General features: G+C 69.1%; 22 protein-coding genes and 2 pseudogenes. 19 read left to right on the top strand and 5 right to left on the bottom strand.

Translation table 11 applies throughout. The annotated features are described in order from the left end of the window. Positions 1 to 15 precede the first annotated feature (15 nt). From OHA58_RS39320 to OHA58_RS39250, 15 genes are all read left to right on the top strand, one after another. A complete protein-coding gene (locus OHA58_RS39320; protein WP_405475496.1) occupies positions 16 to 519 on the top strand; it encodes a flavin reductase family protein in 504 nt (167 codons plus the stop codon). Next, positions 516 to 1403 (top strand): MBL fold metallo-hydrolase, encoded by an 888-nt coding sequence (locus tag OHA58_RS39315; RefSeq protein ID WP_405475498.1) that lies wholly within the window; start codon positions 516 to 518, stop codon positions 1401 to 1403. The genes OHA58_RS39320 and OHA58_RS39315 overlap by 4 nt, the downstream gene beginning before the upstream one ends. Then, positions 1400 to 2602 (top strand): amidohydrolase family protein, encoded by a 1203-nt coding sequence (locus tag OHA58_RS39310; RefSeq protein WP_405475501.1) that lies wholly within the window; start codon positions 1400 to 1402, stop codon positions 2600 to 2602. Before OHA58_RS39315 ends, OHA58_RS39310 begins: the two co-directional genes overlap by 4 nt. Before the next feature lie 100 nt (positions 2603 to 2702). Next, the gene (locus OHA58_RS39305) at positions 2703 to 3449 is read left to right on the top strand and encodes an ABC transporter ATP-binding protein (RefSeq protein ID WP_405475504.1); all 747 of its coding nucleotides are present in this window, start codon (positions 2703 to 2705) and stop codon (positions 3447 to 3449) included. Next, positions 3446 to 4456 (top strand): ABC transporter permease, encoded by a 1011-nt coding sequence (locus OHA58_RS39300; RefSeq protein ID WP_405475507.1) that lies wholly within the window; start codon positions 3446 to 3448, stop codon positions 4454 to 4456. Before OHA58_RS39305 ends, OHA58_RS39300 begins: the two co-directional genes overlap by 4 nt. 54 nt (positions 4457 to 4510) lie before the next feature. After that, a complete protein-coding gene (locus OHA58_RS39295) occupies positions 4511 to 5677 on the top strand; it encodes a hypothetical protein (RefSeq protein ID WP_405475510.1) in 1167 nt (388 codons plus the stop codon). After that, positions 5677 to 7074 (top strand): FAD-binding oxidoreductase, encoded by a 1398-nt coding sequence (locus OHA58_RS39290; RefSeq protein ID WP_405475513.1) that lies wholly within the window; start codon positions 5677 to 5679, stop codon positions 7072 to 7074. Before OHA58_RS39295 ends, OHA58_RS39290 begins: the two co-directional genes overlap by 1 nt. Before the next feature lie 2 nt (positions 7075 to 7076). Beyond that, a complete protein-coding gene (locus tag OHA58_RS39285) occupies positions 7077 to 7850 on the top strand; it encodes a creatininase family protein (RefSeq protein WP_405475515.1) in 774 nt (257 codons plus the stop codon). Positions 7851 to 7934: 84 nt separating this feature from the next. Further along, complete coding sequence (locus OHA58_RS39280; RefSeq protein WP_405475518.1) at positions 7935 to 8363, top strand: cupin domain-containing protein; 429 nt, start codon at positions 7935 to 7937, stop codon at positions 8361 to 8363. Beyond that, positions 8360 to 9976: an amidase gene (locus OHA58_RS39275; RefSeq protein ID WP_405475521.1), complete on the top strand. Its 1617-nt coding sequence runs from the start codon at positions 8360 to 8362 to the stop codon at positions 9974 to 9976. Before OHA58_RS39280 ends, OHA58_RS39275 begins: the two co-directional genes overlap by 4 nt. Then, a complete protein-coding gene (locus OHA58_RS39270; RefSeq protein ID WP_405475523.1) occupies positions 9969 to 10721 on the top strand; it encodes a cysteine hydrolase family protein in 753 nt (250 codons plus the stop codon). The genes OHA58_RS39275 and OHA58_RS39270 overlap by 8 nt, the downstream gene beginning before the upstream one ends. A gap of 77 nt (positions 10722 to 10798) precedes the next feature. Next, positions 10799 to 11734: an acetamidase/formamidase family protein gene (locus OHA58_RS39265; RefSeq protein ID WP_405485397.1), complete on the top strand. Its 936-nt coding sequence runs from the start codon at positions 10799 to 10801 to the stop codon at positions 11732 to 11734. 814 nt (positions 11735 to 12548) lie between these two features. Then, entirely contained in the window at positions 12549 to 14351 is a 1803-nt protein-coding gene (locus OHA58_RS39260) for an Hsp70 family protein (protein WP_405475526.1), read from the top strand. Positions 14352 to 14362: 11 nt separating this feature from the next. Then, positions 14363 to 15085 (top strand): hypothetical protein, encoded by a 723-nt coding sequence (locus OHA58_RS39255; RefSeq protein ID WP_405475529.1) that lies wholly within the window; start codon positions 14363 to 14365, stop codon positions 15083 to 15085. Continuing rightward, a complete protein-coding gene (locus OHA58_RS39250; protein ID WP_405475532.1) occupies positions 15055 to 15375 on the top strand; it encodes a hypothetical protein in 321 nt (106 codons plus the stop codon). Before OHA58_RS39255 ends, OHA58_RS39250 begins: the two co-directional genes overlap by 31 nt. 527 nt (positions 15376 to 15902) lie before the next feature. Here OHA58_RS39250 and OHA58_RS39245 read toward each other — a convergent pair. After that, positions 15903 to 17576, bottom strand: coding sequence for an SWIM zinc finger domain-containing protein (locus OHA58_RS39245; RefSeq protein WP_405484685.1), 1674 nt, complete (start codon positions 17574 to 17576; stop codon positions 15903 to 15905). 698 nt (positions 17577 to 18274) lie between these two features. On the opposite strand from OHA58_RS39245, the gene OHA58_RS39240 reads away from it, so the two are divergent. From OHA58_RS39240 to OHA58_RS39230, 3 genes and pseudogenes are all read left to right on the top strand, one after another. Next, on the top strand, positions 18275 to 18961 hold the full coding sequence (locus OHA58_RS39240) for a hypothetical protein (protein WP_405475534.1): 687 nt from the start codon (positions 18275 to 18277) through the stop codon (positions 18959 to 18961). Positions 18962 to 19334: 373 nt separating this feature from the next. Then, positions 19335 to 19578: pseudogene (locus OHA58_RS39235) on the top strand (transposase); the annotation flags it as partial. A gap of 45 nt (positions 19579 to 19623) precedes the next feature. Further along, the gene (locus OHA58_RS39230; protein ID WP_405485413.1) at positions 19624 to 19809 is read left to right on the top strand and encodes a hypothetical protein; all 186 of its coding nucleotides are present in this window, start codon (positions 19624 to 19626) and stop codon (positions 19807 to 19809) included. A 118-nt stretch (positions 19810 to 19927) separates the two neighbouring features. Here OHA58_RS39230 and OHA58_RS39225 read toward each other — a convergent pair whose 3' ends face one another. From OHA58_RS39225 to murF, 4 genes are all read right to left on the bottom strand, one after another. Next, complete coding sequence (locus tag OHA58_RS39225) at positions 19928 to 20290, bottom strand: four-helix bundle copper-binding protein (RefSeq protein WP_366124709.1); 363 nt, start codon at positions 20288 to 20290, stop codon at positions 19928 to 19930. Positions 20291 to 21053: 763 nt separating this feature from the next. Continuing rightward, on the bottom strand, positions 21054 to 22103 hold the full coding sequence (locus OHA58_RS39220; protein ID WP_405475537.1) for a YihY/virulence factor BrkB family protein: 1050 nt from the start codon (positions 22101 to 22103) through the stop codon (positions 21054 to 21056). 935 nt (positions 22104 to 23038) lie between these two features. Next, positions 23039 to 23263, bottom strand: coding sequence for a hypothetical protein (locus OHA58_RS39215; protein ID WP_383004929.1), 225 nt, complete (start codon positions 23261 to 23263; stop codon positions 23039 to 23041). 905 nt (positions 23264 to 24168) lie between these two features. Next, positions 24169 to 25560, bottom strand: coding sequence for a UDP-N-acetylmuramoyl-tripeptide--D-alanyl-D-alanine ligase (murF, locus tag OHA58_RS39210; protein ID WP_405475540.1), 1392 nt, complete (start codon positions 25558 to 25560; stop codon positions 24169 to 24171). 83 nt (positions 25561 to 25643) lie between these two features. On the opposite strand from murF, the pseudogene OHA58_RS39205 reads away from it, so the two are divergent. Then, positions 25644 to 26167, top strand: a pseudogene (locus OHA58_RS39205) (integrase core domain-containing protein); the annotation flags it as partial. Positions 26168 to 26265: the final 98 nt, after the last annotated feature.

Genomic DNA, 26265 nt, shown 5'->3' with positions numbered 1-26265 from the left:
ATGCGAGGAGCCCGAATGACCGCGACCACCGCCGACCGACCCGCCACGGCCGGATTCCTCGATGCCATGGCCGCCCTCGCGGGCGGCGTCTGCGTGGTGACCGCCGCCGCAGCCGATGGCACACCTGCCGGATTCACCAGCACCGCCGTGATGAGCCTCAGCCGCACGCCGCAGCTGATAGCGATCGGCGTCCAGCGCGGCAGTCGCACTCTGCCGCTGCTCCAGGACGGCGGCAGGCTCGCCCTCAACATCCTTGCCGCGGACGGCGAATCCGTCTCGCGGCTCTTCGCCGATCCGGCCGCCGACCGGTTCGCCGGGCTGGAGTGGACAACGGGAGAGGGGGGTGTACCGCTGCTGCTCGCGCAGAGCACGTACGCCGTTCTGTGCCGCGTACGGGAAGAGGTGGCGGCCGGGGACCACCTGCTGCTGATAGCCGCCATCGAGGAGATCATCCCCGGGCAGGGCGGGGTCAGCGCTCTCGTTCACCACGCCCGCCGCTACCACGGCGTCGGCGCATGAGCGGGCGGGACTGGTTCTCCGTGCGGGAGACCGGACCCGGGACCTTCCTCATCGCCGAGCCCGGGCACGTCAACAGCTATCTCGTCGTCGGCGACGACCTCGCCCTGCTGTACGACACCGGCATGGGCATCGGGGACATCGGGCGCGAGGTGCGCGTACTGACCTCGCTGCCGCTGCTCGTCATCAACTCCCACCACCACTACGACCACCGGGGCGGCAACGCCTCGCTTGTGGGCGAGGCCAAGGACTTCGCCGTCCACGAGGCGGGCGCAGACCTGCACGGCGAGCCCGCACCGCGCGAGTGGCTCGAGACGTACGAGCACATCGCCCAGGACATGCGGCAGCGCTACATCGAACTGAGCGCACTCTCCGCCGAGGGCTTCTTCCTCACAGACTCGCGGATCGAGGTGCGGCCCGTCCCCGAACTGACCCAGTGGCGTATCGACGCGGTGCGACCGACCCGGCTGCTCAGGGAAGGGGAGCAGCTCGACCTGGGCGGGCGGAGGCTGCACGTCCTGCACACCCCCGGGCACTCGCCCGACGGCATCTGCCTCTGGGAGCCGGAGAGCGGCCAGCTCCTCGCCGGCGACACCCTGATCAGCGGCACCTTCTTCGCTCATGTGCCGGGCGCCGATGTACCCGCATTCGCTGAATCGACGCGGCGACTTGCCGAACTCCCGGTCAGAGCCGCCCTGTTGGGGCACAACCTCCGCCACCGTGAGGGCCATTACTTCGTGGGCCGGGTCGCTGAAGCTTTCGACCAGGTGGTACGCGGACGGACCCGCCCGGTCCGCAGCCAGGACATGTTCGGCGCGCCCGCGATGTGGCACGCCTTCGATGGCTTCGCGGTACTCACCGCACCGGAGAATGGGGACGTGCGATGACGGCGACGGCACTGCTGCTGCGCGGGGCGCGGCTGCCCGAAGGGCAGGTCCGGGACGTACTGATCGAGGACGGGCGAGTTTCGGCCGTTGCACAGGCCGGTCAACTCCCCTCCGCCGGTGAGGAGATGGACCTCTCCGGCTTCATGCTGTTGCCCGCCCCCGCCGAACCCCACGCCCACCTCGACAAGGCCCTCACCTGGGACCTGGCCGGTGCACCGCCCTGCGACCTGCCGGGGGCGGTCGCCGCCTGGCGCGGCTATGCCGAGCAGGTGACGGAGGAGGACGTGCTGGTCAGAGCCCGCCGTGCCCTGGACGAGCTGGTCGCCAATGGTGCGACCGCCGTCCGCACCCACGTCGATGTCCTGCCTGGCCCCGATCCGCTCCGGGGGCTGCGGGCGCTATTGCGACTGCGCGCGGAGCTGAGCGAGCGGGTTGCACTGCAGATCGCCGTACTGCACATCGAGGCGCCCGACGAAGTCCTTGACGAGGCTCTGGAGTTGGGGGCCGACCTGCTCGGTGGGTGCCCGCATCTCTCCGACGACCCGCAGGCCGCTGTCGCCCGCGCCCTGGCCATCGCCGAGCGGCACGGCGTAGGCGTCGATCTGCACGCGGACGAGCATCTCCGTCCGGACCCGAAGGATCTGCTGCTGCTCGCCCAGGCGGTACGGGAGCGGGGCTTCGCCCACGGTGCGACCGCCAGCCACTGCGTGGGACTGGGCGGCCTGGACCCGGCCGAGGCCGCCCGGATCGCCAAGGAGACGGCGGCATCCCGGATCGGGGTCGTCGCACTGCCGCTCACCAATCTCTACCTCCAGGGCCGCGATATCCCTGCCCGTACCCCGCGCGGTCTGACCGCCGTACGCGCCCTCCTGGACGCGGGCGTGCCCCTGGCCGGGGGCGGCGACAACATCCGCGACCCCTTCAATCCAGTGGGCAGGGCCGACCCCCTGGAGACCGCCGGACTCCTCGTCACGGCAGGTCACTTGACACTGGCCGAGGCTGTCCACGCGGTGACCACGGGCGCCCGCACGGTCCTCGGGCTACCCGCCGCAGGGCCGTACGAGGGTGCGATCGCCGACCTCCTCGCCGTACGGACCGACTCGCTCTCCGGGGCTGTCGGGGCCTCGTACCCGGACCGGATCGTCTTCAAGGGCGGGCGAGCGGTGAGCCGTACCACGGTGATCCGCGAAGCGCTCTGACTAGTCCCGGGCGTAAACGCCCGGGACATCCCCCCGAAACAAAGAATGTTGATGCTATGAACATTGGCAATGCATCACAGGCCCACAGGAAGGAGCCGACGTGGCGACAGCAGTGCAGACGGCACTGAGCTTCGTAGCCGTCGACAAGCGTTTTGACGGCGGGACCACCGCGCTCTCGGGAGTGGAACTCCACGTTGGTGCAGGGGAGTTCGTCGCAGTCGTCGGCCCCTCCGGATGCGGGAAGTCCACCCTGCTGCGGCTCGCCTCCGGTCTCGATGCCCCCAGCGCGGGCGATATCAGCACCCCCGGCGGGGACATCGGTTACGTCTTCCAGGACGCCACCCTGCTGCCCTGGCGCAGCGTCCTCGCCAATGTGACGCTGCCAGCCGAACTGGCCGGCCGTCCCAAGGCCGAACGGCACGAGCGCGCCAGGGACGCCATTCGTCTCGTTGGCCTCGACGGCTTCGAGAAGCAGCTGCCGGGACAGCTCTCGGGCGGGATGCGGATGCGAGTGTCGCTGGCCCGCGCGCTGATGATGCGCCCCGCGCTCTTCCTCTTCGACGAACCTTTCGGTGCGCTGGACGAGATGACCCGGCTTCGTATGCAGGAGGAGCTTCAGCGGATCTTCGCCGAGACGGGGTTCGCGGGTCTCTTCATCACGCACTCGGTGACCGAGGCGGTCTTCCTGGCCAACCGGGTCGTGGTGATGTCGGCCCGACCTGGACGCATCACCGCCGCATTCGAGGTCCCGTTCGCCCACCCCAGGCCCGCATCGCTCCGTTACGAACCGGAGTTCGCCGCGATCGCGGGCGCGGTCTCCGGAGCCCTGCGAGGAGACGCCCAGTGACCACGAACACCCCGGCCGCCGACGCGCCGACTGCCCATGCGACCACGGCCGCCTCGGCCACCGTCGGCCCGAGCGGCGAACCGTCTGCCGCTTCCGAACCGGCCGTCACCGGTTCGAGCGCTGCCGCTCCGGCCCACGAGGGGAAGACCCCCGGGCACCAGTCCGATGCTGCCGCCGGCGCCACGGTCGAGACGTTCCCGGCCGCCGAGGCGTCCGTTCGCACACGCCGCAGCACCGTCGCGCTGCTCGCCCCCATCGGCTCGCTCGCCGTCGCCATCGGCCTCTGGTACGCGGTGAGTTACCTGCTCCTCGCCCCTGCCCGCCGCTTCCTCGTGCCGCCCCCGCACCAGGTCCTCCAGGTCGCCGTCCTCGACTGGACCCACCTGCAGCCCATGCTCCAGGCCCTTGCCCTCACCGCGCAGGTCGCTCTCGCCGGGCTCGCCATCGCCGCCGTCCTCGGCGTCACCGGGGCCGTCGTGATGAGCCGCGCCCGCTGGCTGGAGCGCTCCCTCTATCCATACGCCGTCATCCTGCAGACCGTCCCGATCCTGGCCATCGTCCCCCTCATCGGCCTCTGGTTCGGCTTCGGCTTCACCAGCCGGGTCGTCGTCTGCGTCCTCATCGCCCTCTTCCCGATGATCGCGAACACCCTCTTCGGACTGCAGTCCGTGGACCGCGCCCACCACGACCTCTTCACCCTCCAGAAGGCGAGCCGCTGGGACCGCCTGCGCAAGCTCGAACTGCCCGCGGCGCTCCCCGCCATCTTCACCGGGCTGCGTACCTCCTCCGGGCTCTCCGTCATCGGCGCGATCGTCGGCGACATGTTCTTCAAGCAGGGCGCGCCCGGTATCGGCACCGTCCTGGACGTCTACCGCTCACGGCTCCAGTCCGAGGACCTCTTCGCCGCGATCATCCTCGCCTCCCTCTTCGGGGTCGCCGTCTTCGCGCTCTTCACGTTCCTGTCCCGCCTCGCCGTCGGTTCCTGGCACGCGTCCGGCCGCAGCTGAGCCGGCCCCACCTCCTCTCCGCTTCCTCGTCAGAGCCCCTCCCGGGAGACAGCCATGCCAATTTCCGCCAGAAGAAGCCTTGTTGCGGGACTGAGCGCCTCGTTCCTCCTCGCCGCCACCGGCTGCGGCGCCGGCGCCACCACAGCCGGGTCCTCTGCCGACCTCGAGCCCGCCCCCGCCGCCCAGCGCCTCGACAAAGTCTGCCCCGCCACCGTCGTCGTCCAGGCCGACTGGGAGCCCGAGGCCGAACATGGTCCGATCTACAACCTCGTCGGCCCCGGCTACACCGTCGACACCGACAAGAAGCGGGTCACCGGCCCCCTCGTCATCGGCGGCAAGGACACCGGCGTCAAGATCCAGGTACGGGCGGGAGGTTCAGCCGTCGGGTACCAGACCCCCGCCTCGGAGATGTACATCGACCAGTCCATCACCCTCGGCATGGTCACCACCGACAGCGCCATCCAGGCGGCCGGCAAGCAGCCCGTCACCGCGGTCGCCGCGCTGATGAAGAAGAGTCCGCAGGTCCTGATGTGGGACCCCAAGACCCACCCGGGCTGGAAGACCGTCGCCGACATCGGCAAGAGCGGCGCCAAGGTCGTGTACCGCGACGGCGAGGTCTTCGCCCCGATGCTGGTGGCGAAGGGGCTCATCAAGAAGAGCCAGTTGGACGGGAGTTACGACAGCGCACCGTCCCGTTTCGTCGCCGACCCCTCCATCGCGCAGCAGGGCTTCGCGACCGCGGAACCGTACATCTATGAGCACGAGGTCGCCGCCTGGAAGAAGCCGGTCAAGTTCCAGCTGCTGTCCGATGTCGGCTACACCGTCTACCCGGAGGCACTCTCCGTCCGCACCGGTGCGCTGAAGAAGCTCAGCCCCTGCCTGAAGAAGCTGGTCCCCGTCATCCAGCAGTCGGCCGCCGACTTCGCCGCCGCACCGGACACCGCGGTCACGCTCATCGACGACATCGTCAAGCAGTACGGCACGAGCTGGGTCTACTCCAAGGGCACCGGCCAGTACGCCGCCAAGGAGATGGTCAAGCTCGGCATCCTCGGCAACGAGGCCGACGGATCGATCGCGAGTTTCGACAAGAAGCGGGTGACCGACTCCCTGAAGACCTTCGGGCCGATCCTCACCGAGAGCGGTGTCAAGATCCCGGCCGGGCTGAGCGCCGACGACCTGGCAACCAACGCATTCATCGACACCAAGATCGGAATGAAGTGATGGCCTTCGACTCCAGGGGTACTACCCTCTCCGCCGCCGAACTGCGCCGGATGACCGAACTGGTCGCGGATGATGCGATTTTGGGCGCCGGCCCAGGTGCCACGCACTGCACCCCCGGCATCGACGCATTCTGTACGGAGGCCGCCGCACTCCTGGGTGAGGATGCCGTCGTACGCGAGGACTCCGCCCTCGACAAGGCGTCCCGCGACTGGGCGCACATGTCGCCGATCCTCGCCGCCAAGCTCCCCGCCGGTCGCGCCGAGGTGGTGCTGCGCCCGTCGTCGTACGAGCAGATCCAGCCACTCGTCGCCCTCGCCCACCGCCTGCGCATCCCGCTCACCCCGCGCGGCAAAGGCACCGGCAACTACGGCCAGGCGATCCCGCTGCACGGCGGCGCCGTCCTCGACCTCACCGGATGCGGACGCATCCTGGGCGCGGGCGACGGGTGGATCAGGGCCGAGGCGGGCGCGAAGATGTCCGACCTGGAGGCGCATGCGCGCACGCTGGGCCAGGAGCTGTGGATGTTCCCCTCCACCTTCGGGACATCGCTCGGCGGCTTCCTCTCCGGTGGGAACGGCGGCACGGGATCGCTCGCCAACGGCACCAACGGGGACGGTTTTGTGCGGGAGTTGACCGTCGTCCCGTGCACAGCGGAGGCCGAGCCCTTCACCGTACGCGGCGAGGAAGCACTCCCGTACATCCACGCCTACGGCACCACCGGCATCACCACGACCGCGACCGTCGCACTTCAGCCGGCCCGCGTCTGGACCGGCCTTTTCGCCTCCTTCGACACGTGGACCTCCGCCACCGCCGCGCTCGGCGACCTCGTACGCCTGGAGCCCGCCCCGCGCCTGGTCTCCCTCGACGAGCCCGGCCTCGTCGAGACCTTCGAGGCCGACCCGGCCCTCGACCCGGCCGCGCTGAGCGTCCGCGCGATCATCGAGGAGCGGGCCGAGGACGACGCCCGCGCGATCATCGAGAAGCACGGCGGCCGGGTGACCGAGGTACGTCCCGCACCGCGCGGCCCCGCCCTCATCTCCTCGCTCTCCTTCAACCACCCCACGTACCACCTGATGAAGGCCCAGGACGGCTACTTCCACCTGGAGATCGGCGGCGACGTACTGCTCGGCGACCCGGAGGCCGTCAAGGCCGTCTTCCCCGGGACGGTGCTGCACCTGGAGGGGATGCGCTCGGGGACCGTCGGCATGCTCATGGCGCACTACCAGGACGAAGCCACCGTGTACGAGGGGATCGCCGCCCTGGAGGCACTGGGCGTCGGCGTCCACGACGTCCACAACTGGTACGTCGACCGGCGCCTCGACCTCGTCCGTGCCACCGCCCGCACCGCCGACCCGCTGGGGCTGCTCAACCCCGGCCACCTCCTGGGAGCGCGCTGACCATGGCCTTCACCCGCTTCACCGACCTCAGCGGACCGTCGGTCACCGACCTGTCCGCCGACACCGTGGCCGTCCTTCCCGTCGGCGCGATCGAACAGCACGGGCCCCATCTTCCCGTCGCCACCGACTACTTCATGGCGGAGGCTATAGCGGAGGGCGCCGCCCTGGCCGCATCCGACAGCTGCGACATCACGCTGCTGCCGGGCCTCGCGTACGCCAAGTCCGACGAACACGCCTGGTCGCCCGGGACGCTATGGCTAAGCGCCTCGACACTCTTCGCGGTACTGGACGACCTCGGACGAGCCCTCGCCAAGGGGCCCGTCCGGCGGCTCGCGTTCCTCAACGCGCACGGCGGCAACAGTGCGCTCCTGGGAGTCGCTCTGCGCGAACTCCGCACCAAATACGGTCTGTTCACCTTCCTGCTGCACGCCGCGCTCCCCGCGGACCAGGGCGGCGCGTCCCCGTCCGGCGAGCTGGGTCTGGGGGTACACGGCGGGCTGAACGAGACCGCGGCGATGCTCCACCTCCACCCGGAGACGGTGGACATGTCGCTGGCCACGCGCAGTGTCCCCGAACACCTCACCGCCTACGAGCACATCGGCTTCGGCAAGTCCGTCTCGTTCGGCTGGACGAGCGACGACTTCGGTACGGGCAACGGCATCATCGGCGACCCCACCGGAGCCACCCCCGAACTCGGCCGCAAGCTCGTCGACACCGCCATCGCCAACAACGCGGCCGCGCTACGCGAATGCGCCCGCTTCCTGCCGTACGCCTGACCGCCATCTCTCCACCACTGTCCGTCGGACCGTCACCCGTCCGACCGCCACCTGCCTGACCGCCTGACGTCGAGGACACCCGCCATGGCCATCCCCCCGCTCCACAAGCCGCTCAGCGAGATCACCGCCCACCACATCACCGCAGGCGACACGGTCAAGCTCGCCGTCCTCACCGGACCGGCCGACGGCTCACCGACCACCGTCGTCTTCGAGGTGTGGGAACCGGGCGGCGCCCAGCCGCTCAACTGGCACCCCGAGTCCGTGGAGACCTTCGTGGTGATCGCGGGCGAGGGCCGCGCGGTCAGCGACGAGCACGAACGCGACCTCGCACCCGGCGACGTACTGGTCCTGCCCGTCGGCTCCAAGCACCGGATCACCAACACCTCGGCCACCGACCGGCTCTACACCCTCACGATCATGTCCCCCGACGAGGGCTTCGCCGACCTGATCCAGCGCGGCCCCCGCGCGGTGCTCGACGACGCGGACCTGGCCGTCCTCGGAGCCGCCCGATGAGCACTGTGTCTTCCCGGGGGGCAACCCCTGGACCCCCGGCCGGGCAAGCGGGCCGGCCCGCCACGCCCCACCGCCCTGACGGGGCGAACCGCAGCGAACTGCTCGACGCCTTCTGGTCGTACGAACAGGCCCTCGGCGCCAATGACCTGGCGGGCCTCGACCACTGGTTCCTGGACGCCCCGGACACGGTGCGGGCCGAGGGTTCGATGGTGCTGAGCGGGCACGCGGCCATCTCGGACTTCCGGCGCGGCCGCGGCGGGGGAGCCCCGGCCCGTACGGTCGAGCGCGTCCACGAGGTGCGGATCGCCGAGGACGTCGCCGTACTGACCGCCGAAACGCTGCGGGCCGGTGGGTCGCGCGGGATACAGACTCAGGTGTGGCGGCTGACGGGAGAGGGCTGGCGGATCGCGGCCGCGCACGTCAGCGCCGTGCCGGATCCGGTGGCGGACGAGGCTCCGGACCCCGCGGTGTGGCGGGTCGTGGGTGAGCCGCTGGTCGCCGGGGCGGAGGAGGGGCCGCTCGCCGGTGTACGTACTGCCGTCAAGGACCTCTTCGCCGTTGCCGGACAGCGGATCGGTGGGGGCAACCCGCAGTGGCTGTCCGATGCGCCGATGGAGTCCCAACACGCCGACGCGGTAAGGGAATTGCTCAGCTCCGGCGCCCAGCTCGCCGGGATCGCCCAAACCGACGAACTCGCCTACGGTCTCGCCGGGACCAACGTCCACTACGGCACCCCCGTCAACCCCGCCGCCCCCGGCCGGATCACCGGCGGCTCCAGCAGCGGCCCGGCGGCGGCGGTCGCCCGTGGTTGGGCAGATCTGGGGCTGGCCACGGACACCGCGGGCTCGATCCGGGTCCCCGCCTCCTACTGCGGCCTCTACGGCTGGCGCCCCACCCACGGAGCCGTCCCCACCGGCGGCCTGCTCCCGCTGGCCCCGTCCTTCGACACGGCGGGACTGCTTGCCCGGTACCCGGACCTGCTGCGTACAGCGGCGAAGGTGCTGCTGCCCCGGGACGACGAAGCCCCGATAACCAGGCTTTTGGTCGACGACGCCCTCGCCGCGCTCGCCGAACCCGAGGTCCAGGCATCCTTCGAGGCGGCATGCCGGGCGCTCTCCCTCCGCATCGGCCTGGAGCTCGTACGGACCGACACCGGCATGGCCCGCCACTTGGAGGAGTGGCTGCCCGCCTTCCGTACCGTCCAGGCGGCCGAGGCGTGGGCCGCGCATGGGGAGTGGATCGAGAAGCACCCAGGCGCGCTGGGGTCCGACATCGAGGCCCGGTTCGCAGGGGGGAGCCAGGTCGCGGAGGGTGAAGTGCGTGACGCCACTTCCGGGCTCGTGTCCGCCCGTTCGATCATCGTCGAAGCCCTCCCGCCCGGCACTGCGCTCCTTCTCCCCGCCACGAGCAGCCCGGCCCCCCGCGCCGATGCGACACCGGCCGAGGTCGAGACCGTACGAGCCGCAACCCTCCGCCTCACCTGCCTTGCCTCGCTCGCCGGGCTGCCCGCCGTCACCATGCCCCGGCTGCGGGTCCGCGACCTCCCGGTCGGCCTCTGCGCGATCGGCGCACCGGGCACGGACCACGCCCTCCTGGAGCTGACCCATGCATGAAATCGGCCCCAACTCCCGCAACTCCTGGAGCGCGGACGCCACACACGTCGACCTCCGCCGCCCGCAACGCCCGGCCCGCCCCCTGACCGTGGAGGCTCAGCCCCAAATCCTGACGCTCGACCTGGCCTCAACGGCCATCGTCGTCATCGACATGCAGAACGACTTCTGCTCGCCCGACGGCTGGCTGGCCTCGATCGGCGTGGACGTGTCCCTGGCCCGCGCCCCCATCCCCGTACTCCAGCGGCTCCTCCCCGCCCTCCGGGAGGCCGACGTCCCCGTCGTCTGGCTCAACTGGGGCAACCGCCCCGACCGCGCCAACCTCCCGCCCGGCGTCCTCCACGTCTACGACCAGGAAGGAACCGGAAGCGGCCTCGGATCCCAACTGCCCACCGGGGCAAGAGTCCTGGAACGCGACAGCCCGTCCGCCGACATCACCGCACCCCTCTTCGCGGCACCCGGCGACCTGCACATCGCCAAGTACCGCATGAGCGGCTTCCAGGACACCGAACTCGACAGCGTCCTGCGCAATCTCCGCACCGACACGCTCCTGTTCGCCGGAGTCAACGCCGACCAGTGCGTCCTCGCCACCCTCATGGACGCAGCGAGCCTCGGCTACGACGTGCTGATGCTCGAGGACGCGGTGGCCACCACCTCACCCGCGTACTGCATGGACGCCACCGTCTACAACGTCCGCCAGTGCTTCGGCTTCACCCTCACCGCCGCAGACCTCCAGGAAGCCCTGTGACCCTCCTCCAACCCCACCGGGGCCCCGTCGACGGCGACCACTACCTGCCCGCAGACCCAGCCGCAGTCCACTAGGGTCTGCTCCCCAACGCCCACTCCAAGCCGGCCCTTTCGCTCCCCTCCGGCGCGATCGTCAGCCTCGACACCATCAGCCACGAGGGCATCCTCGCCGACCAGGGCCGAGACCCGGCCGCCTTCTTCGCCGCGGCCGGCATCCACGGCATCCTCCACGACACGGCCGAACTCGCCGCTTCCACCCGCCTTCACGACCCCGCCGCCCACGGCCCGCACGTGGTCACAGGACCCGTCCACATCCAAGGGGCCGAGCCCGGCGACGTACTCGAAGTGGAAGTCCTCCGCCTGCGCCGCCGCGCCCCCTACGGCGTGATCAGCAACCGCCACGGCAAGGGCGCACTCCCCGGCGAATACCCCCAGGGCCCCGGCCCCGACCCGGTCAGCCTGGTCGCCACCGTCGACGACGACGGCCGCGGCCGCCTCCCGGTGGGCGACGGTCGCGACATCCGCTTCCCGCTCCGTCCCTTCCTCGGCATCATGGGCACCGCCCCCGCTACCGAAGCCCCGGTCCACTCGGTGCCTCCCGGCCTGCACGGAGGCAATCTCGACGTACGCCACCTCGGCGTCGGCGCCCGCCTCTTCCTCCCCGTTGCCGTCGAGGGCGCCCTCTTCTACGCCGGCGACCCGCACTTCTCCCAGGGCGACGGCGAAGTGGCCCTCACCGCCTTCGAAGCCCCTCTGCGCGCGACCCTCCACCTCACCGTCCACCGCGACCCCGCCCTGCGCCGACTCGCATCCCGCCTGCGCGCCCCCTTCGCCGAGACCGACACCGAGCACATCGTCATGGGCCTGGACACCGACCTCGACGAGGCGATGCGCCATGCCGTACGCGACGCCCTCACCCTCCTCGACGAGCGCTTCTCCGTCCCCGGCCCGGTTGCCCTCGCCTACCTCAGCGCGGCCGCCGACTTCCAGGTCTCCCAGGTGGTCGACTCTTAGCCGAGGGCCGAGGCCCTGGGTGTCTCGTCAGCCACACCGACAGACATCCCTGCCGCCGCCGGTTGGCGAGACAAGCACGCACGGCCCAGGAGAACGGCACTGGCTCTGAACGACTTCTCTGGCCCCAGCGGAACGAGTCCCGTGGCCCCAGGACCGGTCTTGCGGTGGGAGCATCGAGGTGCCCCCGACGAGCGGCGCACCTTTGGCATGCAGCTTCATCAGGAAGCTCCTCACCAGGCGCAGGATGACATCGGCAGGGGGCCATCCCGCTAACCCGAACCCCTCAGCCTGCGCTCTCGCCGTGCTTCGTGAAGATGCTGCGGACTGTGTTGCGGGAGTGGCCCGAGAGTCGAGCGATTTCGACCTCGCTCAACCCCGATCTCTTCGCCGCGATAACCAGGCCATCCCGAGTGGCACACATACGCCGGTACTTCTCAAGTTTCTCCCTCGCAGCGTCTGCGCTGTCTGTCGACGGTGCATACGAGACGCCTGTCCTCTCGATCTTGTATGTGCGGTGCGATCGGGAGTCGATGCTGCTCTCCATACGCTGCACAGTAGGCGGTGACGGCGCTAACACGGCTGTGCACCATTGCACACCTCCTGTTCAAAATTGCACAGCCCGACTACTCCCTACGTGTGTCTGTTTCGCCGCGCCTCCGCTCCCCTGCCGGAGAAATACCTGCTGGTCTGCGACATCTTGAGTGTCAACTCACCACAGAAATGGGCTAGTTGTGCAGAACTGCACAAGCCTCACGTTCCGGCACCATGTTCCGGACCTTGAGGTTCACCCTTTCGTCTGTACGAACGGAATCGCGTGTCTTCTCCTCGCCTCGTAGCAGCCATCGACATCGGCACCCACGGCATCGGCGCAGCCTGGTGCGTCATCTCGGAATCCAACGCCGAACCTTCCAGCCGGAAGATCCATTTCTGTGACCAGTGGGAGTCACAGCCCGCACCCACCGCGAAGAACCTGTCGGCGCTCCTGCTCGACGCCAACGGAAAGCTGATCGCCTGGGGGTACGACGCCCGACGGCTCTGGCTCACCCAGGGCGCCGCGCTCCGCGGCCAAGGGGCGCGCTACCACCATGGTTTCAAGATGGACCTCGGGGTGCGCCCGGCCCCACAGACCACCGACGACAGCAGCCTCGACTCGGCCCCTCTGTCAGCAGAACCCGCTGACAAGGAGCGGGAAGTGCTGAAACGGAGCACCCCCACCGACCGGTTGACCCCTGACTTGCTGACGATGCTGCTGCGCGAGGTCGTCGCCGTAACACTCCGGCAGATCGCTGCCAGCGGATACGACGAGGACGACATCCGCTGGTGTCTCACTTCGCCCGCCTGCTGGAGCGACTACCAGAAGTCCGTGCTGCGCGGCATCGCGAGGGACGCCGGACTGCCCAGTGAGGACGGGAGGGTGCTGCTGTCCCTCGAACCGGAGGCGGCGGCCCACTACGCGCGCGTGTCCGGGGTGCGGGTCGTAGGAGACCACGATGGACCCAGCAGCGATCTCCTGGCTCCTGGCGCCCGGTTCATGGTGGTGGACTGCGGGGGCGGCACCGTGGACATCACGGCCTACGAGAACGACACCGACGGAAAGATGATCGAGATCGGCCGATCCATCGGCGACCGCTTCGGGTCGGACTTCCTCAACCGCGCCTTCGAGAAGGAGCATCTCAGGGACTGCCTCGGCGATCAGGACATCCTGGACGAGATCCAGGAGAATTGTCCGGACGCCCTGCTCAACCTCGTTGACCAGTGGGAGCGCGGCAAACTGCACGTCGCCCTCGACCAGGACGAGAACCTCAACCTGCTGATCCCCACGGCCATCGACCGCCGACTGGGCGCCACTGTCCGCAAGCGCCTCGCCCGGCGCCAGAACAAGATCAACGATGCCATCGTCCTCACCCCCGCCCAGATCCACGCGTTGTTCGACACAGTCATCCCCGGCACGCTCGACCTCATCGAGGCCCAGCTCAAGGAGATGGATGCCTCCCGCGGAGAGAAGAGCAACCCCGACGTCATCCTCCTGGTCGGCGGCTTCAGCAACTCCCCCTACCTCCAGCAGGCGGTCAAGGAGCGTTTCGGTGACCGCGCCCAGGTGATGGTGCCCCCCAACCCCGACATCGCTGTCCTGTTCGGTGCCGCGCACTTCTGCTATGACCCCCAGACCCGTGCGCGGCGCAGCCGCTTCACCTACGGCACCGAGGTAAACGACGACTTCGAGGAAGGGGTCGACCCCGAGGCCAAGCGCTACGTGACGTCCCGGGGCAAGGTCACCTGCGCTGAGCGCTTCTCCGTCTTCACCCGTGCCGGCGCGTCCGTGCCCACCGACGCCGAGGTGATGCGCGAGTACCTGCCGCTCGAAGAGGCCCATACCGAGGTCGACTTCACGATCTACGCCACGAGCCAGCCCGACCCCCGCTACGTCACCGATCCGGGGTGCGACGCACTGGCCACGATCACCGTGGACCTGAAGCCCGTCATGCGCTTCAGCCTCGAGGAGCGCGCGCTGCGCCTCTTCATGCGTTTCGGCGAGACCGAGATCAAGGCACGTGCCGAACTCGTCCAGGGCGGTGGCGCAATTGCAACCAGCGTCCGCTTCCACTCCAACTACTGACAGGGACAGCGATGATTTTCCTGAGCCCTCGTCGTGAAGTACCCGAGGACAGCCCTGCAGCAGGTATCGAGTGGGGAGACGAAGAGGATCCCTTGCAGGAGCTGCTTGACCAGGCGTTGGTGCGGATCGATCAGCTGGAGAAGTCCGCCAAGGCCGGCGAACACGAACACGGTCAGCTGCGGCGCCGACTGGACCGCCTGGAACGTCAGCTCGGCGCGTTGATGGCCGCGCGAACGGCAGAGCGCGATGATCTGCCTGGAGCGGAGCACGGCGAGCACCAGGCCCTCGCCCGCCGGTACCGCACCCTGGTCGAGCAGCGTCTGCTGAACTTCGCCCGCCGCTATTCCGAGCGCTGCGACCGCGTCATGGACCACCCTGAACGTGAGCGCAGCTACCGCCTGATGGGGCTGCTCAGCCAGCAACTGTTCACCGACGACCTCAAGTCCAGCCGAGAGATCGTGCGTCGCCTCCACCTCCCGGAAGGCGATGGCCACATCGAGAACGCCCTCACCACACTCCGCGGTCACTGCTCCGAGCTAGCAACGGAGATCCAGCGTGCTGGCCTCCACCACAGCTGGGGCATGGAATGCACGCCGGGCGTTGCGCTCGATCCGGCACGCCAGGAGCAATGGCCCTCCTGTGACGAGGGAGCGCCGGTGCTGTTCGTCATGGCGCCGGCATACATCGTCAACGGGCGCTCGTATTGTCTTCAGTACGTGTATACCTCCCTCTGACACCCGCGACCCGCCTCGCAGCACGTGTTGTCGGTCATCTGCAAGGCCGCGCTGTCCAGTACTCCCGGCGCACCGGCGGCGTCTCGCCCTACGAAGTCGGAGAGCCCAAGAATCTGTTCGCCATCCGTGACCATGGCCGCCTGCTGCGGTCCCGCTTCCACACGATCATCGCCCAGCCCGGCCTTCAGGCCCGCAAGGCCACAGACGAGCAGCTCCGGCTGCTCGCTGGCGCGGAGAAGTTCGTCCGGGATACCAGCACCGGCGACTACACCGTCTACTGCAGCCGGTAGATCCACGGGCGGGATGCGCAGCCGAGCAGCTGCAGGCGCTGCCCAGCTGCCGTCATGATGCCAACCGGGACGGCGACACGTAGGCGCTGGTCCACCACGCGCAGACCGGGGCGCCCCGGAAGGCGGGTGCAAGGGCTCGCACATCGTCTTTGTGAGACGTCTGCTGGTTTGCCAGGGTCTGCTGCCGCCATGCTCTTCAAGTGCACCGTCTGCGGCGACCACCTCGCCTACACCGACGCCTCCTGACCTGTCTTACTCGGCCAAAGCAGTGACGTCGCACGGGCTATATGTCACCGCCAGAACGACGGGCATGCCAGAGGTACCTGAGGGCTTCGAGCTCGGTGCGAGGGAAATGCTCACCCCCACTTGCCTCGGTAGCCGCATCAGGCCGGTCAGGCAGGTGGCGATCGTGGGATGTGCGCTGCACGGTCACCTTTGCGGATCTACTGCTGCCCGCCGCACCGGACCCGCACCTTGGAATCGACCGCGTCACCCATCGTCGACCAGCGCCCCGTGCCCGGGCTGAGTCACAGCCCGTGCCGGTCGAGAATGGTCATCAGCTTACGCCTGCGCTTCAGTTCCGCCCGCAGTGCACAGACGTACGCGGTGAACTCACCCACGGTGTCCAGCGCCCGGTGGCAGTCACGGGCGCCCCGCAGCAGCAGGGCCATACGCTCATAGACACGGTCCCCGGTCGGCTCCTTCAACTGTTCGACCATCCGCAGGTACACCGCAAGCGCGTCGGCCGGCCGCGTCGTGCGCGAGAGGTCGGCGAGCTGCTGCCACTGCCGGTCGTCGGCGCCACCGGACGCCTCCCGCCAGGCGGCGTCCAGATCTCCGTCATCCAGCAGCGCGTCCATCAGCACAGACCCGCCGAACCGGCCGCCGCGCCCCTGGCGGGCGTCCTCCCGCAGGACCCCAAGCGCAGCCTCACGCTCACTCTCCCAGCCGCCCACGGCCCCAGCAGCGGTGCGCAGCTGCTGGTAGGCAGTCAGGGAGCGCTCCGCCCGCAACCGGTCCCGTCGGACCGAGACCGCCTCGGCCGTCCGGTCCGCCCGTGTGTATCGGGCGCACACGTAATCGACCAGCCGGCCGTCGACATGCGCCTTGGAGGAGGTGTCTCGCAGCCCGCGCTCCGCCCAGGCAAGCGCCTCGCTTTCGCGGCCCGCCGCGTCGAGTTCTTCGGCGATGCGCAGATGCGTGGCACCGGAGGGGAGCAAGTCCTTTGCATACAGGGCGATGAGCGCATCCACGTCGCCCTCCGCCTTGATCAGGCGCTCCATCAGGTACTGCTCCGCCCAGCCGCGCGGGCTGCGCTGGAGCGCCTCGGCCGCCAGCTGCCGCATGCGGGCCAGTCCGGCCGGCCCCAGCACATCGGCATAGTCGAGCGGATCCAGGTCCATCACGTCGTTCCCGTCCCCGAGCACGTGAGCGACCAGCCACTCGGCCAGCCGCTCCGGGTCGGCGGCCGCTCCCCGGCACGCCTGCATGTGGGCGTCAACCACCGCATGGGCGGCCTGCCCGACCACGCCGTCGGAGTCGTCGATCTCCCCATACACCTCGCCGAGCATACGGATCGTCTCCTCAGCCAATGCGACCGCCTGCGCCGCCTGCCCCCCGACGGTCAGGGCGCGCAGCGCGTCCGCCGCCTCCTCGACCTGCCGTGCATACCCACGGGCGTCCGAATACTCCACGTACCCGAACCGCTCGAACGGCCGCGGGTCGACCAGCGCCGGAACCCGCTCCCGGAGCGTATCCACATCAGAGTGCGCGGCCGCAGCCCGCAGCTCCAGCCGTCGGCGCAACTCTCGGTCCCCGGCGACCTGTTCCCGCACCAACGCCACAAGCTCGTCGCGAGACAGTTCCGTGAGCCACGCCTCCAGGCCCAAGGCCCGTGCCCGGGCGGCGGCCCGCTGACGTGGAATCGCCGCCTGCCGCAGCACGGTCAATCCCACCGCTACGCAGTGCTTGCAGAAGTTGCCCTCCTGCCCGTACGGGCAGTCACACCACCCCAAGACCCCGGTCCCGGTGCCCTCACCGAAGGTGAGCTCCACCTCATAGACGTCGGTACCGTGCACCCTGGCGATGACCGCACCGTCACCCACCTCCAGGCAGCTGACCGCATCCAGATACCCCACACCCCGCTCGAAGGACCGAGCCCCGGCCAACGTCCGCAACTCGTCCTCGCCGAATCCCACCACGTTCCGTGCCACACAGGTATTCAACCGCTCTCGCAAGATCACGTCGAGGTCGGTCCCGGATACGTTCTGGGCGGCCCGGCGGGCCTCGACGGAGACGACGTCCGCGGTGTTTTCCCCGGCCCGCAGAGCGGCGGCCATGCCCAGCTGAATGGCGGCAGCGTCCATCCGGCGATGCAGCAGCAATACCTCAATCAGGACCCGGGTGACTGCGGCATCTCCGTGGGCCGCCCGCCCCGCGGCCCAGAACGCCTCGTGGACCCCGGTGAACGCCCCGCACTTGCGGGCCGCGTCCAGGGCGGTGGAGCCGTCCAGGGCGCCAGGCTTGGCCACCCGCTGTCCATCACCAAGGGGGAACTTCACCGCGAAACTCACGCTCGCCGCGTGATCAATAACCGCGTGCCCACCTTCACGGGGGAACACCCGCAGCGCCGTCTGCTGGCGCCTGCCAACAACCACCAACCTGCCGGGTCCACCCGCATCGGCCCCAGCCCCCAAAGGGCCGCCCTGCACAAAGGTTCAACCCTGAATGCAGGGTGGAACCATCACTCGATGAGAACATGAGCCATCACCCATGCGTACTATCGCTACGCCGCCACACCACCGTTCACCGCGGGAGTACATGAACAGGCGGGCACACCTACCTCGGTAGCACTCACGGTGGTGCGCCATTGCTGCCGCATTGAAAAGAGGACCACACCATGACTGACAACCCCGTCACCATCACCAGCGTGACATCTCAGTACGCCACTCAGGTCGCACAGGACCTCGAGCTCAATACCAAAGAGCAGGAACGTATCGGCGCGGAGCTCTCCGCCCTGCAGGCGCAGTTGCGCATCCTGCAGGACGACCAGAACGTGCTGCACAGCATCCAAAAGACGCTCGGCAGCCGACCGGCAACTGCGCCGAGCACCCCGGAGCCTTCGACGTCCCTCCCGCAGCAGGCATCCGGCAAGAACACCACTACCCGGCGTGCCCCGTCCAAGACTGCAGCCAAGGCCCCCAGCGCAAAAAAGACCACTGCGCAGGCCAAGAAGGAGAAAGCCCAGAGCGCGGAGCCGAAGGCGGCTACGGCATCGGCGCAGCCCACGCTGATCGCGCTCATCCGCACCCACCTCGACCAGCAGAAAGAACCCCGTTCCGCGGCGGAGGTCACCTCGGCGCTGGCCCAGGCCCACCCCCAGCGCACAATCAAGTCGACCGTCGTGCGCACCACGCTCGAGAATCTTGTCGCCAAGAGCCAGGCTCACCGGTCGAAGCAGGGCGGCTCGGTCCTCTACACGTCAGCTGCCGTGCAGGCCGCGACTGAGAAGGCCCCGGCTCCCGTGCTGCCCCAAACCGAGCAGGACAGCAGCAAGCGCGAGAAGGCCGGCGCGGTCAGTTCGTAGCGGTCGAGGACATCCGAAGAAAGCTCTCGGCGAGCCGCCAAAAAAGTATCCGGCCATGCGGCCGCAGCCTCGGCCTGTGTCGGTGCGCCAGCCCGGTGTGGGGGCGTTCAGCCAGGCGGCCACCGCGTCGCGCGTAGGTAGGGGTAGCGGTCGGCGTCGCGGTGCCAGGGGGCGCTGGCGCGCGTAACCTGCCGCACGCCATACCAGCAACCGTGGCACGGACAACTCCCGATCTGTTGCAGGCCCGCGACCGCCCCCTCGTTGGCTGGACAGGTGGGTCTGCTGCACGATCGGGTGACATCTTGACCTGCCCCACGTCCTGGGTTCCAGCTCTGGTGGCTAACTGACAGCCCTTCAGGAAAGGCTGTCAGTCATGCCTCGTCCCTATCCGCCGGAGTTCCGGGCGCGTGCCGTCGCGCTGGTCCGCGCCGGCAAGCAGGCCAAGCAGACCGCGGTCGAGCTCGGCATGCATCCCGTCACGTTGTCGAAGTGGTTGCGGCAAGACGACATAGACAACGGGCGGCCCGGGAACGCCGTCGAGCGAGTCTGCTGAGTTGCGGGCTGCTCGTCGGCGGATCCGTGAGCTTGAAACCGAACTGGACTCGCTGCAGCGGGCATGCGCCCATCCCGAAAGAGCGGCGGACCGTGCAACGCATCGCGAGTTGGCCGAGGCCGCGCTCGCAGCTCTGAACGTTCCCGAAGCGGACGCTCGACGGCTGATCCGGGACGCCGAGCAGGGCGCTCCCGGCTGGGAGGACCGCATGGAGCACATCGAGAACATCGCTGATGCACGCGAGGAGCTGATCACGGCGGCGCGAGCACTACTGATCGCGGACGGCGCGCTCTAAAATCACATCCACTGGGCGACCCGTGGAGACAGTTGGAGGACCCCCAGTCCGATCTGGCGCCGCCGTGGGCTTCGACGGCGCCCGGGCCCGGGCGCCGTCGAAGCCGATCAGGCAGGGATCACATCGTGGCGCCCGCCATCGCGCGGCACATCTCCGCGCTGCGGCGACACGCCTCGGCACAGCGCATCATCTGCTGATCGTCCGGCATGGACATACACGCCTCGGCGCACATGTCGCACGCCTTGGCGCACATCGCGCACATCTCGGGCGACATCGGCGAGCGGCGCATCATCATGTCCGCGCACATGCGGGTCATCTCGGAGCAGTCAATGAGCGCGCGCATGATCTGCATCTGGGGCTGGCCGCCCATCTGCATGCAGGAGCTCATGGTCTCCTCGCAGGCGCTGTGGCACGACATGCACGCTGCGACGCAGTCCTGCATCTCCTTGCTCATCGCGGTCATGGATCCGGCCTGGGTCATGGCTCCTCCTGGGGGTGAGGGGGCCCGGGGCGGACCCCTTACCCCTGTCTTACGCCTGACCGTGCCCTCCCGCCATGGAGCGGATGGAAGGATTCCCCAACCTTTGCACCTAAAGCATATGATCCCCGGCATTTTCACCAGGGGGCACGTCACGGGTCCATCGGAGTTGTCGTCCCACGGCTTCCGGCCACGCCCCCGAAGTGGGCGCCGTCGACGATCTCCTCGTCCGCAGCCTCGGGGGCGCCAGCGCGAGCACGAGACGTTGCCAGGTTCGAGGAGTTCCACCCGCCCGAAGAGGCGGACGAGGTCTACGCGGCTGCACGGACGCATCGCCGACGCCTGGCCGGACCGGGACGACGTGTACGTGTACTTCAACAACGACCTGGGCGGTGCGGCCGTCGTCGACGCCACGAGGTTCGCCCGGGCCGCGGCCACGCTGGGCCGCACGGTGAGCCGGACGCCGTCGTCCCTTACGGGCTTACGCCGGCCGGGCGCCGTTTGGGACGGCCGACCCGTCGACGCCGAGGGTGAGGATGCCCCACCCACCAACGGGGCGCGGCTGCGTCGGCGGCCCGCGACGCGTGGAGCCTCCTCGGTGCATGAGGGGGCTCCACGCGTGCTGCGGCGGGCTGCTGCTCGCAGCAGCAGCTAGGACAGGAGATCGGCGAGGGTGCCCAAGGGCAGCGGTGCTTCAGGTCGGCTCAGAGTGACAGCCGGGCGAAGTCGCTACCGCGCGAGGGAACCGCTGACGTGCCGGCCGTCATCAGAGCTTGCGGGTGTCGCGGGGCTCGGCGTACGGCTCGTCGCCCGGTGGGAGGCCGCCTTCGATGGCACGTCCGCGTTCGAGTTCGGCGTTGAACTCCAGCCCGAGCAGGATCGCGATGTTCGTGAGCCACAGCCAGATCAGCGCGACGATGGGGGTGGCGAACGTGCCGTAGGTCTTGTTGTAGCTGCTGAGGTTGGCGACGTAGAGAGCGAACAGCGCGCAGGCGATGAGCCAGATGACTACCGCCAGGGCTGCGCCGGGCATCACTCGCCGGACTCGGCGTTTGACGTTGGGTGCGGCCCAGTACAGCAGCATGACGATCAGCACGACCAGGATGAGCATGACGGGCCATTTGGCGATGTTCCACACGGTCACCGCCGTGTCGCCGAGCCCCAGGACCGGCCCCATCTTCTTGGCCAGGGTGCCGGTGAAGACGACGCCGACCGCGGTAAGGGCCAGGAGGATCACCACCGCCGCGGTGATGGCGAGGCGGACCGGCAGGGTCTTCCATACCGGCCGGCCCTCACCGATGTCATAGACGATGTTGGAGGCGCGCATGAAGGCGGCGACGTAACCGGAGGCCGACCACAGCGCCAGGACGACACCGATGATCAGCGCGATCAGGGCTTTGCCCTGGCCGCCCTTGAGCTGCTCCAGCATGGTGGTGAGGATGTTGCGCACGGACCCGGGCGCAATGCTGGAGAGGTTCTTGATCAGCGAGTCGATGGTAGAAGGACTCAGCAGGCCCAGAATGGACACAAGAGCCAGCAGGGCAGGGAAGATCGCCAAGACTCCGTAGTAGGTCAGGGCAGCTGCCCAGTCCGTGAGATTGTCCTCTTTGAACTCGCGCATCGTGCGCTTCACGGCGCCTCTGGACGAACTACCTTCCGCGGCACCTTTCCGGGATGCACGGCCGGCATCGCCGCCGTGGCCCTCCTCGCCGCCGTGCGCAGGGCTATCTGCGCCACCACCGTTACCGCCCTTGTGTGCCTGGGGGCCATCCGAGGAGGGCGTTGCCACATTCACTCCTTCGTCGAGCGCCGACACCCACGACAGTCGGCGCGCTCTGCCTCGCCTGCACTCCAGCGGCAGTGCCGGCCGTCGAGGCGGTCGACGGACCGCACCCCCATCACACCCGCGGAGCTGGGTATCTGCGACTGGACGGCACCCACATGGGCCAGCCGACCAGCGCCGGGGCCGCCTCCAAGGCTTGCCTAGGGCCAGTGGTAGCGGCCATGTTGGTGCCTGCGGCGCTCACCGCGGCCTCGGCAAGGGCTGGACCATTGCATTCCTCCCCCGCCGCCTCCTACCTCAGGCCATCGACGGCGGCGCAACCCACAGCATCTGATACTTCGGGACCTCGCGTGTCCTCCGGCGCCTGGTCGGTGACGCGCAGCGAGATGCACTCCTCTACCAGGGTGTGGTGTGGCGGGAGGTGGAAAACCCGTGTCCGGAGACGCGATTCGCGCGGTGTGCGGTTACCCGGAGCCGGACCTCCGTCGGCAGCCGCTCCGTGCCCACCGCGTCCCGGGCATGTGGCAGTGCTTCCTGCGCGAGGCGTGCGATGGCCTGGAAGGGGTCGGCGTGCGGAGCCAGCCGCAGGGACAGTCATGTCCGGGGGTGGTGCGGTGTCCGGTGAGGCGCGTGGAGGCGTGGTCCACGCGCCTCACCGGACACCGCACCACCCGTCCCCTGCGAACTACGGGACGATTGTCAGCCTCACCCAGACCACGCACAGCGCCGGGCCTCCCTGTCAGGGACACGATCCGAGAAGGCCCGGGGCCATCAAACTTGCCCCGCGGCTCACTTCCCCCAGCGCGAACGGGCAGTTCACTCCATCGGGTTGGCTCTCAATCCCACTGTCGATCACGAACGTTCTGGCTCCGAAAAGTGAGCCAGAACCGAAACTCGTGGAGAAAGCCAGATGGCGGCGCGCGACGCGCGCGGCCGCCTGTAGTGGAGTCTGGGAGGGTGCGGACCAACTACACCTCGCCCGTGGCGAACAGCTCAAGGTGCCCGCACTTGGGGCAGCGGAACGCCTCTATCTGCCGCCGTCGTCGGCCCATCCGCTTGGCGCCCCCGAGAATTCCCCGCTCCAACGCGCCCTCGATCCAGCGTGCGTACCCGCGTGAGTGCTCGCCGGCGTCCTCGACGAAACCCTCCACCAGACCGACGGTGCTGCACTGGGTGCATGTGTGACTGTTCATCCCCTGAGTGTAGGAGGCGGTGTGACCAGGCCAGACCCGCCGTCAGCCCCTGCCGGGCTGACGGTAGGTGGCACCGGTCTTGGAGGCGTGAGTCCGGATTCGGGTCTTGCGGGCGTTAGCCGTTCTTCGTCATGTGCTTCTCCAGAGGGCTACCCACGCTTCTCCTGGGTCAGCAGAACGAGTCAGCGACTGGGGAATCTGCACGGGCCCGTGCCGGCAGAAGCTGGGGGATCCTGGCCGAACTGGGTCGCAAGCGCCGTGGGCGTTGCGACGGCGGTGGGCAGCGTTCGTGTCATGCCTGCCTGCACCATACGTCGCCGACTCCCCTGCGTCGTTGGCTCACCCGCTCGTGGGCGCGGCTCACGCGGTCGGCTTCCGCCTTGAAGTAACTTGGCCTCGGATACTGCGCGCAGGGTGGCCAGCGTTGCACCGGCCCCGCTCCCGCCGATGGCGGGAGCGGGGCCGGTGCAACGCTGGGCTCAGGTCGTAGGCCGCTTCCGCTTCTCGGTCGCGACGAGGATGTCGACCAACTTGAAGAACTCCTCGTCCGATTGCATCTTCCTGATCAGGAGGTTCGCGCTCAGAACTCCTCTGTCGTAGGGGAACGGCTTGCCGTCGACGTTGCGGCTTTCCGTGCCATGTTCCCTCTGCCCGTGAGCCCTTGGCTCCGGGACTTCGGGAAGCCGGCTTCGTCGCGGATGGCGCCGTCTGGGCAGTGTCCTCGCTGGGGGCCCCAGCCTCAGCGGCCTCGGTCTTTACCGCGGCCGCCGAGCGGTGGGGCCTGACCATCGCCGCGGCGGGCACCACGCGACCGGAACTGTCCTAGCCGAACAGCCACGTACGTCAGCGCCACCACCGTGACTCGGTCTGGGTCAGCCGCGTGGCGTGGTCATTCCACCGTCGTCCTACGCCGGTACCTCGGCGTGCAGGATGTTCGCGAACTTCTCCAGGCCGACGGATTTGGACGCCTTGACCAGGACCACGTCTCCGCTCTTGAGCAGGCGGTTCAGGAGCGGTAGCAGTACGTCGGGGTCATCGGCCGATTCGATGCGCAGCGGCGAGGCGGGGCGGGCAGCGTCGGCGAGCGCGGTCATCTCGTCGGTGGTGCCCACGGTGACCAGGACGTCAATGCCGAGCTCGCCCACGAGCCGGCCGACGTCCGCGTGAGCCGCTTTGGCGGTGTCTCCGAGTTCCTTCATCTCTCCCAGTACCGCGACCGTGCGCCGGTCCCCGGCGACGGAGGTGAGGGTTTCGAGGCCGGCGCGCATGGACTCGGAGTTGGCGTTGAACGCGTCGTTGATGATCGTCACCCCGTCCGCACGCTCCAGGATCTGGAGCCGCCCGGCCGACACCGGTTCGGCGGCAGACAGCGCTTGGGCGATTCCGTCGGTGTCCATGCCCAGAGCGTGGACGGCCGCGGCGACGGCGAGCGCGTTGTGGACCTGGTGGGCACCGAGGAGCCGCAAGGCAACGGGAGCGGTGCCGTGCGGGGTGTGCAGGGTGAAGGAGGCGCGGCCCGCAGTCACCTGGATGCCGGTGGCGCGGATATCGGCGCTCTCACCGGTTCCGTACGTCACGACCGCGGCCGTGGTCCGGGTGGCCATCGCGGCCACGAGTTCGTCGTCGGCGTTGAGGACCGCGACCCCGCCCTGGTCCGCCGGCGGAAGGGATTCGACGAGCTCACCCTTGGCCGTCGCGATCGCCTCCCGGCTGCCGAATTCTCCGACGTGGGCGGAGCCGACGTTGAGGACGACGCCGATCTGCGGCGGGGTCAGCGATGCCAGGTAGGCGATGTCGCCCAGGTGGCGGGCGCCCATCTCCAACACCAGGTGGCGGGTGGACTCCGCGGCGCGCATCACGGTCAGCGGCAGACCGATCTCGGTGTTGAACGATCCCGGTGTGGCGACGGTGTCCCCGTGATGGGCGAGGACCTGCGCCAGAAGATCTTTGGTGCTGGTCTTCCCGGCCGAGCCGGTCAGCGCGATGACCTGCGCCCCGGTGCGGGTCAGGACATGCTGCGCGAGGCGGCCCAGCGCCGCGGTGACGTCGGGGACGACGACGGCGGGTACGCCGACCGGGCGGGTGGCCAGCACGCAGGTGGCGCCGGTGGTCACCGCCTGGTCGACGAAGTCGTGTCCGTCGACGCGGGCGCCTGCCACCGCGACGAACATGCCGCCGGGGCCGACCTCGCGGGAATCGCTGGCGCTGCGGCCCGTGACCCGCATCTGTGGGTCGGGAGCGTCGTGGAGGGTGCCGCCGGTGGCGTCGGCGATCTCTTTGAGCGTCAGCGTGATCACTGGGCGGGCCTTCCTTGGGTGAGCGGGGCGAAGGTGATGGCGCGTCCGGTGTAGGAGGCGGTAAGGCGGCTGAGCGGCACCCGGGCCGGATCCCGGACGGCGGCGGCCACCGGGTCCTGGGCCGCCAGGCCGGCCGGACTACCCGCAAGAGCATGGGTTTCGACTACGTGCACTCCGCCGTCGACGACCACACCCGCCTTGCCTACAGCGAGATCCACGCCGACGAAAAGGACGCCACCTGCGCCGACTTCCTACGCCGGGCAGCGGCCTTCTTCACCACCCTCGGCATCACCAGGATCGAACGCGTGCTACCGACAATGCCTGGTCCTACCGCAAGAGCTTCGCCTGGCGTCAGGCCCTGGACGAACTCGGCGCCACGGGCAAGCTCACCCGCCCCTACCGACCACAGACCAACGGCAAGGTCGAACGCTTCAACCGCACCCTGCTCGATGAATGGGCCTACCTACGCCCCTACACCAGCAACAGCGAACGAAGCGCAGCCCTGACAGACTTCCTCCACACCTACAACCACCACCGATGCCACACCGCACTCGCAGGCAAGCCCCCCATCAGCCGCGCAAACAACGCTTCAGGGCAATACACCTAGGTTAGCCCTAGGTTGGCTTCGCAACCCCGAGCTACCAAGAGGCCCTGCCTTTATGCCCGCGGCCAGCGGCGATCACCCGATCGAGGCTCCCGTTCGAC

Origin of the sequence: Streptomyces sp. NBC_00009 (assembly GCF_045040855.1) — a bacterium.
GTDB classification, from domain to species: domain Bacteria; phylum Actinomycetota; class Actinomycetes; order Streptomycetales; family Streptomycetaceae; genus Streptomyces; species Streptomyces aureus.
This window is presented reverse-complemented; position numbering and strand designations above follow the sequence as displayed.